The 14,511-nt window shown below is 69.4% G+C and carries 11 protein-coding genes and 1 pseudogene; 4 read left to right on the top strand and 8 right to left on the bottom strand.

Features of this window, described 5'->3' with window-relative positions:
• Positions 1-62: 62 nt before the first annotated feature.
• Positions 63-1,214 carry a hypothetical protein gene (locus ACJ8AT_RS18150; RefSeq protein ID WP_407739017.1) on the top strand — a complete coding sequence of 384 codons (1,152 nt, stop codon included), beginning with the start codon at positions 63-65 and terminating at the stop codon, positions 1,212-1,214.
• A gap of 63 nt (positions 1,215-1,277) precedes the next feature.
• Positions 1,278-2,480 (top strand): hypothetical protein, encoded by a 1,203-nt coding sequence (locus ACJ8AT_RS18155; RefSeq protein ID WP_407739018.1) that lies wholly within the window; start codon positions 1,278-1,280, stop codon positions 2,478-2,480.
• 93 nt (positions 2,481-2,573) lie between these two features.
• Here ACJ8AT_RS18155 and ACJ8AT_RS18160 read toward each other — a convergent pair whose 3' ends face one another.
• The 4 genes from ACJ8AT_RS18160 to ACJ8AT_RS18175 all read right to left on the bottom strand — a co-directional run bounded on the left by ACJ8AT_RS18160 (position 2,574) and on the right by ACJ8AT_RS18175 (position 6,076).
• Positions 2,574-3,089 (bottom strand): hypothetical protein, encoded by a 516-nt coding sequence (locus ACJ8AT_RS18160; protein WP_407739019.1) that lies wholly within the window; start codon positions 3,087-3,089, stop codon positions 2,574-2,576.
• A 122-nt stretch (positions 3,090-3,211) separates the two neighbouring features.
• Positions 3,212-3,805: a TIGR02265 family protein gene (locus ACJ8AT_RS18165; RefSeq protein ID WP_407739020.1), complete on the bottom strand. Its 594-nt coding sequence runs from the start codon at positions 3,803-3,805 to the stop codon at positions 3,212-3,214.
• A 16-nt stretch (positions 3,806-3,821) separates the two neighbouring features.
• Positions 3,822-4,907: a metallophosphoesterase family protein gene (locus ACJ8AT_RS18170; protein ID WP_407739027.1), complete on the bottom strand. Its 1,086-nt coding sequence runs from the start codon at positions 4,905-4,907 to the stop codon at positions 3,822-3,824.
• A 5-nt stretch (positions 4,908-4,912) separates the two neighbouring features.
• On the bottom strand, positions 4,913-6,076 hold the full coding sequence (locus ACJ8AT_RS18175; protein ID WP_407739021.1) for a hypothetical protein: 1,164 nt from the start codon (positions 6,074-6,076) through the stop codon (positions 4,913-4,915).
• Positions 6,077-6,397: 321 nt separating this feature from the next.
• On the opposite strand from ACJ8AT_RS18175, the gene ACJ8AT_RS18180 reads away from it, so the two are divergent.
• Positions 6,398-9,145, top strand: a complete 2,748-nt coding sequence (locus ACJ8AT_RS18180; protein ID WP_407739022.1) for a protein kinase domain-containing protein — start codon at positions 6,398-6,400, stop codon at positions 9,143-9,145.
• A gap of 570 nt (positions 9,146-9,715) precedes the next feature.
• Complete coding sequence (locus ACJ8AT_RS18185; protein ID WP_407739023.1) at positions 9,716-10,900, top strand: M24 family metallopeptidase; 1,185 nt, start codon at positions 9,716-9,718, stop codon at positions 10,898-10,900.
• Between the two features lie 24 nt (positions 10,901-10,924).
• Here ACJ8AT_RS18185 and ACJ8AT_RS18190 read toward each other — a convergent pair whose 3' ends face one another.
• From ACJ8AT_RS18190 to ACJ8AT_RS18205, 4 genes and pseudogenes are all read right to left on the bottom strand, one after another.
• A complete protein-coding gene (locus ACJ8AT_RS18190) occupies positions 10,925-12,016 on the bottom strand; it encodes a cupin domain-containing protein (protein ID WP_407739024.1) in 1,092 nt (363 codons plus the stop codon).
• A 127-nt stretch (positions 12,017-12,143) separates the two neighbouring features.
• Positions 12,144-13,787, bottom strand: coding sequence for an MBL fold metallo-hydrolase (locus ACJ8AT_RS18195; protein WP_407739025.1), 1,644 nt, complete (start codon positions 13,785-13,787; stop codon positions 12,144-12,146).
• A 116-nt stretch (positions 13,788-13,903) separates the two neighbouring features.
• A complete protein-coding gene (locus ACJ8AT_RS18200; protein WP_407739026.1) occupies positions 13,904-14,218 on the bottom strand; it encodes an FMN-binding negative transcriptional regulator in 315 nt (104 codons plus the stop codon).
• Positions 14,219-14,296: 78 nt separating this feature from the next.
• A pseudogene (locus tag ACJ8AT_RS18205) lies at positions 14,297-14,511 on the bottom strand (DNA topoisomerase IV subunit B); the annotation flags it as partial.

The raw sequence follows: 14,511 nt of genomic DNA on the forward strand, positions 1-14,511 counted from the left end.
GCTGGACGGAACCCCTGCAGCCATGCCTAATGCGCCCACCTTGGGACTCAGGGAGGCCGGGAATGCGTCTCACGAAGGCAATCGTCACGTGTGTGGCAGGGGTTGTTCTCGCATGGAGCGGTAGCGCGGCGGCGCTGCCGGTGAAGTTGGATCTCGTCTGGGGAGGCAATGGCGGAGGCACCACCGTCTTCATCCACGGGCACGGCAACTGCGTGGGAGGCAACGGCTCGGACAGCCGCTGCGTCAACCTCTCCTACGGCTACTGGCTGAACTCCACGGATGATGGAGGCGACGGCCACGACTTCATGGCCGAGGCCACCTCCAAGTGCACCGCGAGCGGCTGCTCCATGGCCTGCTCCTCCAGCGGCTGCTCCTCCATGAGCTACGTGGGCTCGTGGAAGTACTCGGAGGCGTTCTCCATCCGGTACGACTTCGTCAACCAGACCTTGTGGAACGCCACCAATGACGTGGCCAGCTGCCTGTTGGACTTGCGCAACGGCACCAACACCAGCGGCTGCAACCCCAGCCTCTACAAGCGCACCAGCTTCCGCGTGGTGGGCCACAGCGCGGGCGGCGCGGTCATTGATCGCATCTTCTCCGGCGGCTGGTGGCCGGACCTGACGGGTGCCAACGGCGCCATCATCGGCAACCCGGTGTCGGATGCGGGCGCGCTGGCGGGCTCGAAGGCGGCCAGCGCCCTGTACGGCACGGACGGCTCCTCCAACTTCTGCACCGTCCTGGTGAGCTGGCTGGCCGGCTGGGCGCTCAAGGACACGGGCAACTCCAGCCTCACGCGCGGCACGCTCATTGGCGAGGCCAACAACGGCAAGGCCGGCAAGTCGCCCCGGTGGATCTACAAAGTGACGAGCGCCGGAGGCTCGGGCTCGGTGAACAACAGCTCCAGCGACGCCATCAAGGAGGACGCCAACGACGGGAAGATGGGCATCCTGACTGGCTGCGTGGGCTACTCCAGCGACGACGACACGGATGGCGTGCTGTGGCAGTACGACTCCGACCCTACGTCCAACCCGAGCGGCTCCAACGGCGGCAAGTTGCGCTCGCAGTACACGGGCTACTACTGGCACTGGGTGCCGTCGTGGTCCAACCACTCGCACAACCGCAACGACGCGTACGTGAAGAAGTACGGCTTCCAGAGCTACACCGGGTGCTACTACATCTCGCCGGGCACCTGCATCGGCCAGTACGCGCAGTAGGACATGGCGGAAGCAGCGAAGACGCGGCGGGGATGGTGGGCTGGTGCGGCCATAGTGGTAGCCGTGCTCGCCCTCATCGTGTGGAGGTGGCGCGGTGGCTCCGAGGATGCGTCGGCGGAGCCCGCGAAGGCGTCCGTCTCCCAGGCGCCCGCGTCCGCCTCAGCCCCGGTGAAAGCGCCGCTTCCCGCCGCGGGTTCATCAGCCGTGCCGCAGCAGGCGGTGGCCGCGACCCCGCCTCCGCCGACACCACCGGCTCCGACGCCCGGGACATCTCCGGCCGTTCCTCCCGAGCCTCCTCCCATCGAGCTGCCCCCGACGACGCAGGTGCTCACGGAGGAGTTCTTCCCGGGAACGACGGAGTGGGACGGCGTCCCGGTGGACGAGGATCACCGGTACGAGCTGCGCATCCTGCCGGTGCGTTACAACGTGGTGGCTCCCATGCCCATCGCGGTGCAGCTGGAGATGATCAATCGGCAAGGCCAGCGCCAGCCCCTGCCTTCGCCCCGAGTCCGGGTGCGCTCGCTGGAGAACGCGGCGCAGGCGTGGATCGACGTGCCGGTGAAGGATGACGGGTCGGGCTCGGATACTCAGGCGGGGGATCTGCTGTACACGGCCACGCTGCAGCCGAACGAGGATCAGAAGAAGCAGCTCTATGGACAGGTGCTCGTCGAGGGAGCCGTGGAGGTGCCGGGCACGGGCCTTCGAGTGGTTCCCTCGGGGCTCATCTACACGCGAGGGCCTCGGGCGAAGCTGACGGGCCGGTGGCGCGACTTCGTGCGCCAGGGCCACCTCGAGCTGGAGGCGGAGCTGGAGGTGGAGGAGGCGGGCCTGTTCACGCTGATGGCGCAGGTGTTCGGCCCGAACCTGGAGCCCATCGCGTGGGTGAAGCAGATGGAGCACCTCCCGGGGGGCCGAGGCCACATCACCCTGGAGGTGTTCGGCAAGGTGCTGCACGACTCGGGCATCGATGGCCCCTACCGGGTGCGGGAGGTGTTGCTCACGCGCGACTACGACAACTCGAGCCGCTATGAGCCGGGAGTCACCGTGGAGGAAGCGCACCGGACTCGGGCCTACCGGGCCAGCGAGTTCTCCCCGGACGCGTACACGCCTCCGAAGCGCGACGTGGAGGAGATCACCGCGGAGCACCCCTCGCAGCGCGACAAGCCACCGCCGGAGCGGACTCGGATCATGGTACCGGCAACCGACTCTTCGCCTCCGCCCGCGAGCAACGCGCCACCGCAGACCCCTCAGAACCTGGGGCACTGACTGACCGCACGAAAGCGGCGCCCAAGACACCACGGCCCGGGAGCTCCCTGGAGCCCCGGGCCGTGATTCCCGCTTCTATCGAGAAGCCATCGCTCAGGCCGTATGCAGCGTGCCGTTGGCGGACTCGGCCTCCACGGCGGCGATCGCCTCGGGCGAGGCCCCTTCCGCGAACAGCGGCGCGCTCGTCCGAGCCTTCGGCGGACGGCCCCGGCGCTTCGGCGCGCTCTCGTCTCCCTGCACCGCGGGAGCCTCCAGCGCCAGCGCCCCCTCCGCCCGCATCGCCTTGCGCACCGGCCTCGGCAGGTTGATGCCGTCCAGCTTCGCGCTCAGCTCCGCGTCGTCCTCGGCGAAGATGCGCGCGTAGGCCAGGGCCCGCTGGCCCTTCTGCAGCAGCGCCTCCTGGCTCTCGTACAGCGCCTGCCGAGCCGCCTCTAGCGCCGCCTGCGCCTTCGCCACCTCCACTGCCTGCGCCTTCACTCGCTCCGCCGCCTCCTCCAGCACCTTGCGGTCCAGGTCCGGGAACTTCACCGTGGCCAGTTCCTGGCCAAACAGCTTCAACAAGTCCTGCAAGGCGGGGGAGATGGGATCATTTCCTGACGGATCGAACATGGCAGACCTCCTGGGTAGGGCCTTTATCTGCACAGATGTTCAGTTCTATTTCAAGAGGCTCGTTCCCGAGCCCTACAAATCGGCTCGGGCGCGTTCGCTCCCACCGGGCGCCAGCGACGCGCTCACCAGTGAAGCTCCACCGTGAAGTCCAGGTAGGGAATGAACGCCGCTGGATCCACCTCGAGGGTGCCCGCTCGCCCCGCGATGCGCTCGAGCCCCGCCCGGAGCAGCCCGATCGTCCACGACGGCCCCTGCAACGCTCCCCGGAAGATGAAGCGGCCGCGAGCCTCGGCCACGCGCTGGTACTCGCGCTCGCCGAAGTGGGCGAGCATCTTGGTGACGGCCGGTACTTCCGAGAACCCCTCGTGCGGACCCTTCTCGGCGGCGGCCAGGAGCATCTTCCCCATGGAGGAGGCGAACAGGGCCTCCGCCGAGCCGTAGCCCAGCTCCTCCATCGCCACCGGGAAGCTCCTGCCCCGAGCCACCAGCGCCTGCGCGCCCAGCTGCAGCAACCGCAGGTAGTCCGAGGCCGGGTAGAACAGCACGGGGCTCAGCGGCGTCTGGGTGCTCTTCACCTGGGCGCGCAGCTCGTCCGTCACCTCGCTGCCAATGAGCCGCTCCAGGTGCTCCACCGTCCCCTGGAAGAAGACGCCCATCAACAGGTGCGCCGGGCGGCAGCGCTTCAGCCGGGCCTGGAGGTTCAGCGTTGAGTCCATCCGTGCATGCCTCCCGTCAGTCCACGCGCACCAGTGCCACGTCCTTCACGCCCTCGGCCGGATCCACGTCCACCGCCAGGAAGTGCCGGCCTATCCCATCGAAGGTCTCGGGGATGGCGCCCCCTCCACCGGAGATGTAGGCGGGGATGCCCGCGTTCGAGAACGAGTAGAACGAGTGCACGTGGCCGTAGAGCGTCAGATCCACCCCCGCCCGAGCCAGCTTGCCCACGAGCGCCGCCCCCTCGTTGCGGCTGGAGAACGAGCCGTTGCGCAGCCCGATCGGATCCAGCGGTGGGATGTGCATCCCCACCACGTGTACCGCATCCCTCCCCTCCTCCAGCCACCCGTCCAGCTGCTCCTCCACCAGCGGATCCACCGTGCCGTTGCCCGTGTCCAGCTGCGTGAAGTGCACGCCCTGGAAGGTGAAGTGCTGGCTGCCTCGGCCGACGAGCTCGAAGTAGGGCTCGTCCGAGGTGTACGTCTCGTGGTTGCCGAGCGTGGCGAACAGCGGAATGCGCGAGTCCTCCAGCCGCTCCTGGAACTCCTGGAGCTGCTCGCGGGTGCCCGTCTCCGTCAGGTCCCCCGAGAAGAAGATGAAGCGCAGCGTGGGGTCCTCGTTGATCCGCGCGTAGATGTCTCCCACGCGCGGCAGCGCCTCCTGCACGTCCGCCAGCGCCACGAAGCGGAACCTCCGAGGCGTCTCCCAGTCCGGCGGCGCCACCGTGAGGCGCGCCTCGCTCCCAGGCCGCAGGTGCACGCGCCAGCTCTTCACCGTCGGCACGGGCGAAGGGCCCGTCTCCACCTCCAGCGGCGCTCCGTCCGCCTCCGCCGTCAGCACCGCGTCCGGCATGGCGTTGCGCACCACGAGCGTCCACCACTCGGGCGCCTCGGCCGTGGCGGTGGCTCGGACGTGCAGCACCGGCGCGTTGCCCCACAGCGTCAGCGCGCCAGCCTGCAGGCCCCGCACCGCCGCCAGCCCCTGCTCCACCCCCACCGAGAGCCCACCTCCCTCGGCGCGGCCAATCTCCAGGTCCTTCAAGGCCCGGCCCTCCGCGGGCCGCACACACCCGGCCAGCGGCAGCAACGCCAGCAGCAACGCCATGCGCCTCACGGCTCACCTCCCAGCGTGTAGACCGCCGACACTCGCGCCACGTAGGCCGAGCCCGCCTGCACATCCGCCGACACGCCCCAGCGCTCACTGAGCAGCACGCGGCCTCGCAGGCCCAGATATCCCGTCACGCCCGCTCCCGCCTTCAGGCCTCCGGCGTACTCGTCCTTGCGGTGGTCGTAGTAGAGGAGCGCCTCGCCGCGCAGCGGCCCCGAGCGCCCCAGGTACACCCCATAGCCGAAGGTGAAGAGGAGCTGCTCGTGCAGCGCGTCCTCGGACAGGGGGCCGAAGAAGCTGTAGCCCTGCAGCGCCAGGCCCGCGCTCGCCTCGGCGAAAGAGCCCTCCAGCCTCGGGCTCAGCCGCGCCATGGCATACCGCCCCCGCAGGGCCATTTCGCCGCCCAGCAGCACGAAGCCCTCGGTGGGGAACCGGTGGTAGAGCACCCCAGCCTCCACATCCAACGCCGTGCCGTCCGCTCCGCCTCGGGCCGCCTCGGGCTCGCCCAGCAGCCGGTACGCACCGCCCAGCCGGACTCGCGCATTGCCCTCGTTGGGGGACCACCGCGCGGTGGCCTCCAGCCTCACCAACGACAAGCGCGCGGTGGCTCCCAGCGCCACGAAGTGGCGATAGTCAAAGTTCGGATCGCCCACGTACTGGTAGCCGAAGTCCAGCTCCAGCGGCGGCAGGCGCGGCGCCGCCACCCCCGGCGTGAACGCCGGAGACACCGTCGAGTAGAGGTTGGCCAGCATGGACAGCGAGAACAGGCCCGCGCCCGCCAGGGACACCGCATACAGCGGGCCAATGACGCGCCGCGACGCCCCCGTCAGGAGGATGGGCACTCCCCCCACCGCGAGCAGTCCCAGCCCCGTCCCCTCCATGGCGAAGAGCCGCCCCGCGGTATGCGTGTCCCCCGCCGCCAGCGGACCGAGCCCGTGCAGGAGCAACCCCGGCACCACCGAGACCACCGCCGGCAGCACGTGAAAGGCCGGGCGAGGCTGAACCGCCAGAGGTGAACCCAGCGGAGGCATCCCGCCCTCGGGCCCCTCGGAAGCCGCCGGAGCAGGAGACACATCCCCCTCCGCTCCCGCCACCGCCGGCCACACGGCCAGAACCAACGCCAACCCCACGATGCGCGGCAGTGGGGGCCTCCACGGGTGTGCCATGGCCTCGCCTCGAGTCCTCCCTGGAGTTCACGGGCCGTGTCCCCAGGAGAAGTCCGCCACGTATGAGGGAGCAAACCGGGGTCAGGGTCAACCCCAGGCCCTGGGTCTCCTCCCCGGACTGCGCTTTCCCTTGATCTACCTCGGGGCCCTCGCCGAGCCGCGCCGTGGGCACTTGCCCCTTTCCCTAGACCCTGTTTGGTTCCTTACTTTCTGAGCAGACAAGCCCGTCCCACCCCTGGAGGGTTCCCGTCAGGCCAAGTTCCGGATTTTCTACCGGAATGGGGTATGCTCGAAGGCCCCTACCTCCCCTCCCGCACCTTGGTGGCAACCGGCCCACAGGAATTTGGCAAGTACGTCCTGCTGTCCAAGCTCGCCGCGGGCGGTATGGCCGTCACCTACCGCGCGCGACTGACGGGCGCGGCAGGCGTGACGAAGCCTTGCGTCATCAAGCAGATCCTCCCCCACTTCGCGGACGATCCCGACTTCATCGAGATGTTCGTCAGCGAGGCGCGGGTGGCGGCCGGGCTCAGCCACGGCAACATCGCCCAGGTCTTCGACTTCGGCGAGGTGAATGGCCAGTACTTCATCGCCCTGGAGTTCGTCCACGGGCAGCCGCTGTCCAAGGTGCTGCGCCGCGCCGCCAAGCAGGGCATGGGCTTCTTCCCCATCCCCCTGGCGCTGCACATCGTCAGCAAGATGTGTGACGGGCTGGACTACGCGCACCGCCACGTGGGCGAGGACGGGCAGGCGCTGGGCCTGGTCCACCGCGATGTGTCTCCGGACAACGTCCTCATCTCGTACGAGGGCGAAATCAAGGTCATCGACTTCGGCATCGCCAAGGCCACCAGTGTGGTGGAGCAGAAGACGTCTCCGGGCGTGGTGAAGGGCAAGTACCCGTACTTCTCCCCCGAGCAGGCCCAGGGCCGGCAGGACCTGGACTCGCGTACGGACGTGTACGCCGCGGGCGTGGTGCTCTACGAGGCCGTGTGCGGCAAGCGCCCCTACGAGGGCGAGTTCGTCGCCGTGCTGCCGCGCATCCTCGAGGGCGCCTACACCCCGCCGTCCCAGGTGAACCCCGCCATCAGCCCGGAGCTGGAGGAGATCATCTCCCGAGCCCTGGCGCGCCGCCGCGAGGACCGCTTCCAGACGGCCAAGGCGCTCAGCGAGGCGCTGGTGGAGCTGCTCTACCGGGACAACCCGCGCTTCACGCCGTCCATGCTGTCGCAGCTCGTGGCGCACCTGTTCACCGAGGAGCTGACCGCCGAGGGCCGCAAGGTGGAGCTGCCCCCCACCTTCGCGGATCAGCTCTCCACGTGGCAGAACCCCGGGCCCACCTCCTCCCCGGGCCGCCGAAGCTCCTCCCCCGGCAGCGGTCCTCGCACCCCGGGCGGTGGCACCAAGCCGGGCTCCGGCCCCGTGCGCACCGTCAGCGGACGGCACCCGGCCTCGGGAGCCGCCCGGCCTCCGAGCGAGGACGACGCGCGTCTGTCCAGCCCGGGCTCGCCCCGAGTGACGACCACCGGCATGCGCCGGGTCACCAACCCGGCAGTCCCCAAGCGAGGCACCAACGCGGGCGCGCCCTCCACGGGCTCCCGCCGCTCCCTCACCGGCGAGCGCACCAGCGTGCCCATCCCGGAGGCGCCGCCGCGCTACCTGAAGGACGAGGCAACCCCTCCCCATGGGCTGCCCTCGCTGGCCATGCCCGTGGACCAGCCGCTCAACGAGCCCGCGCCGAGCGCGAGCGCGGCGCCGGATCCCGAAGTGACGGTCCAGGCTCCACCGACCCGGATTCCCTCCCGGAAGTACGTGGATCCGGTGGCCGCCGTGCGCGCCGCCAAAGTCAAGGAGGAGGCCGAGCGCAACGCGCGGATGCAGAAGCTGGTGCGCAACATCAGCCTGGGCATCTTCGGCGTGGTGGCCGTGCTGGTGCTCTTCGCGCTGCTGCGCCCCAAGCCGGAGGCCGCGGGCATCCCCACCACGGCGATCTGGGTCGTCTCCACGCCCCCGGGCGCCACCATCAAGCTCAACGGCCGGGACGTCCGAGGCCGGACGCCCATCGAGGTCGATGGCTTCATCATCGGCGAGGCCAACACGCTGGTCCTCACCCTGCCCGGCTACCTGGCGTGGACGAAGCGCTTCACGCCTGACGGCAAGAATGATCCGCAGATCAAAGCGGAGCTGCAGCGCAGCGCTCCGGACGAGACCGCGCCCCCCACTCCGCCCGTCAAGCCCGCGGTCGTGGACACGAGCCCGAAGCCCGTGAACACGGACCCCGGAGCCCTCTCTGGCACGCCTACCGTCCCCTCCAAGGACGAGAAGATCGACTTCAACGAGGTCGTCTACCCCACGCGCCTGCTCGTGCTGCGCACGGCGTACAACGCCATGCCCATCGGCGATTACGAGATGACCAGCATTGATCTCAACCCGGGCGTCTCCTACGCCGTGCGCACGGAGGGAGGCGCGTCGTACGCGGAGGGCGCTCCCACCTCCAACAACCTCGCCTACTTCCTGGAGGGCGATCTGCCCGTGGACGAGACGTTCGGCATCCTCGGCAGCACGGCTCGCACCATCAAAGGCGCTCGGAAGATGTACGTGTTCGCCATTGATGAGACGCCGCTGGGTGACAACCACGGCACCATCCGCGTCCTGTTCACCGAGTCCAAGTGGAAGCCGCCGCGCTACCTCCTCTTCGATGCGCAGAAGCACGCGGTGTGGCTCAAGCGCGAGCACCAGGTCTGGCTGCACGGCCTCAACCCGCGCTCCACCTATCTGTTCACCGTGCGCGACGACTTCGCCGAGCTGAGCAAGGACGGCAAGGGCCGCATCCGCCACGCGCTGTGCATGGACCGCGACGAGGATCCTTCCCGCTCCCGTCCCAACTACCGCATCTTCGAGACAGGCAAGCGCTACCAGCTCAACGGGCTGGAGTCGCTGCGCTGCACCTTCCCCGACACGCGGCTGAGCGACAACGAGGGCGCGCTCGCGGTGGATCTGGTGGATGTCACGAACATGACGCGCAAGGAGCGCGAGGACTACATCCGCAACAGCAGCACCGAGAGCGAGCGCTAGCCCGCTGCGGCAGGCGGACAGCCGAGCCCCGGCCACTCCTCCCGAGCTTCGGCCTTGCTTCACCCTGTGTGGGAGCGCGCTGCCTCCACGCACCTCGGACGTGAATACCCTACTCTTGCGCCCGGACCGGCTCAAACGGCGGCAAGAACGATGAAAGCCGCTGCCATTCCGGGTATGATCAGGCGAGCAGGCACGGGGTGATCAGCTCCATTGCCCTGCGAACATGAAGGCCGAGAGGCTCCTCAGGGGCGGCGGCCAACAAGTTCCTTCCGTAAGGGCCCCGAGGGCATGCCCTTCGGTCAGTTCGACAAGGACGGGAAAGGCACGTGGGCGCGGCGCCGAGGTGGGCACCGGGCCCACGGGTCTTTTTGGGGCAAAAAAAAGCCGCACCCAGGCGAGGAAACCCGAGTGCGGCCGGCATCCCGGTACGGAGGGGTTGGAAACCGGGACACGCAACAGCTCTGCAACGAGACCACGCTAACGAGCGGGTCTGACATCCGCTGAAGATCCACGCGGGTGCGCGCAGGTGGGCGCGGCGAGGCTGCGTCCGTTCGAGTAAGACACGCGCGCATGATCGCGCGTCAGGAGTACATGGACCGCATGGCGCGCCTGCGCCAGCGCGTGGCCGAGGCCGGGCTCGAGACGTTCCTCGTCTCGGCGGAGGACAGCATCTACTACCTCACCGGTGTCTCGTACCGGCCCCTGGAGCGGCCGTTCTTCATCCTCGTGCGGCCCACGGCGCCCGCGGTGCTCCTGGTGCCCGCGCTGGAGCGTCAGCACCTGCGCGCCGCGCCGAACGTGGAGCAGGTCCAACACTACTGGGACTACCCCGCGCCGGCGGGACAGGGCTGGGCGGATCGGCTGCTGGAGCTGCTCGGGCGGGACACGCGAGTAGGCATCGAGCCCTCGCTCTCCCAGGAGATCTCGAGCCGGCTCTCCTCGTTCGCGCCTCAGGTGCTGCCCCTGGTGGAAGGGCTGCGCGTGGTGAAGTCGCCCGCCGAGCTGCGGATGATCCGGGACACGGCGCGCTACACGGACCTGGCGGTGCGCAAGCTGCTGGAGGCCTCGTACTACGGCGTGTCCGAGCTGGAGCTGATCGCCCAGGGGCGCGCGGTGCAGCTGCAGATCATGCGAGAGGTGGGGTACGACCTGGTGACGAGCAGCGCGCTGGTGGGGAGCTGGCCCGCGCCCCTGAGCGCGCAACCCCATGGCGTGCCCACGCTGGCGGATCGGCTGGAGCAAGGCCCTCACATCGCCCTGGGCTTCCTGCGCGTCAACGGCTACGCCGCCGAGTGCGAGCGCACCTACTTCGTGGCGCCTCCCCGTCCAGAGGAGAAGGCGGCGTTCGCGGCGATGATGGAGGCACGGCGGCGGGCCTTTGCCCTCGTGCGGCCCGGAGTGCGCTGCGCCGAGCTCGACAGCGCGGCCCGGGGCTTCCTCCAGCAGGAGGGCTTTGGCGGCCAGCTGCTGCACCGCACGGGGCACGGCTTCGGGCTGGGTAACCACGAAGCGCCGTGGGTCGCCGAGGGCAGCACGGACGTGCTCCAGGAGAACATGCTGATCAGCATCGAGCCCGGCATCTACCTGGAGGGCGTTGGAGGCCTCCGGCACTCGGACACGGTGCTGGTGACTCGGGACGGCTACGAGTGCCTCACCCGCTACCCCACGGAGCTGGACGCGATGACGCTCACGGCTCGCAAGCCGCTCAACCGGCTCCGAGGCGCGCTGATGCGCCGAGCGGCGGGCGTGAAGTAGGAGCAGCTCGCAGAGAGCCGGGCTTCACTCCGTGCGAGGAGTGCTGCGCGCGGCCTTTCCGCGCTCTCCCAGCCCTCGCCGGACCCGCCCCACGCCTCGGGTGGCCGCCGACGGAGGCGCCGTCCACGGAGACGGAGCGGGCCCCGGCACCTCGCCCACGGCGCTGGGAGACAGCTCCACGGAATCCCGAGCCTTCTCACGGTAGCGCCCGGGCGGCACGCCGCGGATGCGGTGGAAGGTGCGGTTGAAGGCGAACTCGGAGGCATAGCCCACGCGCTCGGCGATGGCGGCCAGGGGCTGGTCGCTGTCACGCAGCATGCGCGCGGCGACGTCCATCCGCAGCCGCGTGAGGTAGACGAGCGGCGGCTCTCCCACCAGCTCCCGGAAGCGCCGCGCGAAGGTGGCGCGAGAGCAGGCGACCTCGGCGGCCAGCGACTCCACCGTCCAGTCCCGCCGGGGCTCCCCATGCATCAGCGCCAGCGCGCGGCCCACCTGCGGATCCCTCACCGCGCCGAGCCACCCAGCGCTGCCCTCGGGCTGCTGCTCGAGCCAGCCGCGGATGATCTGGATGAAGAGCACGTCCACCAGCCGCGAGGTGACGGTGATGGTGCCAGGGCCGGGCTGCGTGTACTCGGCCACCAGCAGCCGGATGACCGCCTCCAGCGGCCCGGACATCACCCCCGCGTCCGCTCGGAGGTGGATGAGCGAGGGCAGCAGCGACAGCAGCGGGTGGATGCCCTCGTGCTCGAAGCGGTAGGCGCCGCACAGCAGCACGGTGGAAGGCCCCTTGCCCTCCAGGTTCAGGTTCATCCCGTTGAAGCCCTGGGAGACCTGGCAGCGCGCGAGCATCTTCGTGAAGGGCACGGCCTGGGCGTTCGGAGCGCTGATGAGGCTGTGCCCCGCGCCGTGCGGCAGCAGGACGACATCGCCCTGCGCCAGGTGAAGGGGCTCGCTCTGGCCTCGCGTGCGCAGCCAGCACGAGCCCCGCGCGATGATATGGAGCCCCGCGCGGGAAGCCGGCTCGAAGAGCATGCCCCAGGGAGCCGCCAGCTCGGAGCGAGCGAACACCGTGCCGCCAATGCGGGTGGAGGTGAGCACGTCCGCGAGCACATCCATACCGGTGGGTTGCGAGGGCCGCATGGTGATCCGCAGGCTAGCACGCGGCTCCCCGCCCCCACGAACCGGCCCCGGATCAGCGGCAGGCACCTGCCTGGATCCGGGGCCGCCGAGCCTCCCCTGGGCTCTACAGACCCGCGGCCTGCTTCAGCTCGGCCATGGTGCCGGTGTTGCCGTGGCCGCCCGTCAGCGTGGTGACGTCCAGCTTGAGCGTGTCGGTGATGGCCGTGTAGAGCTCCTTGGCGCCGTTGCCGAAGCCGCCCTGGCCCGGGTTGTACAAGTCCGACACGAAGGCGATCTTCTCGTTGGGCAGGTAGAACAGCAGCATGTCCGCCGCGTGCGAGTTGTCGATGGTGTACGCGATGACGGGGTGCGCGGCGTCATCGAGCTTGACCGAGCTGCCCGCCGGCACCGTCACGAGGCTGATCGGAGCAGGCTTGCGCGCCAGGCTGTCCGGCCGGATGGTGGACGGGGCCCGGAACAGCTCCTGGTAGAAGCTGGCCATGGACTCCTGCACCACGACCTTGGCGCCCGCCGCGACAAAGGAGCGCAGCCCGCCCGCGTGGTCGCTGTGGTGGTGGGTGGCCAGCACGTGGGTGATGGGCTTGTTGGGGAACTTCGTCCGCGCCCAGGCGATGATGGCGTCCCCGCGCTCCGGGTAGAGCGGCGCCTCGAGGACCACGAGGCCGTTGGCCTGCTCCACGACGATCGTGTTGTGCGAGAAGCCCCTCAGGTACCAGACGTTCGAGGCCAGCTGCGTCTCCGCGAGCGAGAGATCCTGCCCATCGAGCGGGATGCCGAAGGCGGCGAAGACCTGGTGGAACTGGTGCTCGGACGCACCGCGCGCCGCGTCCTCGGCGTTGTAGGTGGGCTGGGGGCCGGCCGGGAACTGGAAGAGCGTGGGCGCCAGGGCGCCGTTGACGGTCACCGCCTTGCGCGTCTCGGAGTGGACCAGCTTGCCGTCCACGCCGATGTAGACACTCTTGGGGAACAGCAGCCCGCTGGGCGTCGTCTCCCAGCCCTCGTAGTAGATCTCGATGGGGACGTCGCGGTGCAGCGGCTCGTTCTCCACGGTGGCGAGCTTGGAGATCTTCCCCGTGTGCGCGTTCACGTAGAGGGTGAGGGCGTGGACGGAGTCATTCACCACGAGCAGGTGGTGGAGGCTGCCATCCAGCAGCGTGGTGCCGCCGTCGGTGGCGAGGCTCGGGGTGGCCGCGATGTCCTTGAGGATGAGGTGCGGGTTGAGCAGGCGCTGCTGACGGCGGATGGCGGCCGTACGGTCCGAGAGCAGCGGACCGCCGGGCGCGCCAAAGAGGCTCTCGGTGCCGTTCAGGTAGCCCAGGTTGCCGTTGACGATCTCCGTGTAGTCCTGATCCAGGGGGAAGAAGAGGGTCAGGGAGCGCTTCTTGTGGAGGGCCAGCTTGTCGCCCGCCACGTCGTAGCTGATGACGGTGCTGTTCGAGGTGCCGCCCAGCAGCGGGGCGTCACCGGGATGGAAGCCCTCGCCGGCGGTGTAGTCCAGGGTGGAGACCTCCAGCTCGAAGGCCTTCAGGCCCTGGATGGCGGTCTTGCCCCCAATGCCGGTGAACGCCTTGTCCACGGTGCTGAGCGAGGGATCAACCGTGGCGGAGGCACCCGGATCACCCTGCGGTCCCTGGGGGCCCGCGGGGCCAGTGTCTCCCGCGCAGCCAGCGGCGATGAGGGCGAAGCTCAGGGTGGCCGCGCGCAGGGTGCGCAGCGGTGTCCAGGGGGTGGGGATCAGCTTTCTCATGGGACGGCTCCCGATCAGTGGGTGAAGCGAAACGAGTGACGACAGCGGGCCACTGAGTAGCGCCGGAGCCGCTCACCGAGCCATGCCCGGAAGAATCAATGTTTTGTCCGTTCGTCTCACGGGCTCTGGACGAGCTCTCGAACGTTGGGCTCGGTGACGTACCAGGACGGGGACACGTAGGTGTGCGGCCCCTGGAAGATGACGAGGACGTCCCGATCCTGGGAGAAGGCACGCCACTGGGGATTGGGGCGCGCCATGTGCGCGAAGAGCCGGCCCTGGGAGCCCTGCGGGCTTGGCTCGACGAGGAACGGCAGGTGGGAGGCGAACGGGACGCCGTCCTCCACCGTGACGAGCGTGGCGAAGCTGTAGCGCCGCATGAAGGCGAAGAGGCGCTCGGAGTCCTGCTCCTGAAACAGACGCGGGAGGTACATGGGACACCGACGTGCCCCAAGCCTCGCCGTCAACCCGGTAGCCCTCCCAGCCTCCTCAAGCCGGGAGCGCGAACCGGCTCAGATGTCCAGGTTCTGCACGTCCAGCGCGTTGCGCTCGATGAACTCGCGCCGCGGCTCGACCGCCTCGCCCATCAGCAGCGAGAAGATCTCGTCGCTCTCCACCGCGTCCTTGAGCTGCACCTGCAAGAGCGTCCGCGTGGCCGGGTTCATCGTCGTGTCCCAGAGCTGCTCCGGGTTCATCTCGCCCAGCCCCTTGTACCGCTGCAGCCCCA

The sequence above is a fragment of the Hyalangium sp. genome (assembly GCF_045802625.1).
Classification (GTDB): domain Bacteria; phylum Myxococcota; class Myxococcia; order Myxococcales; family Myxococcaceae; genus Hyalangium.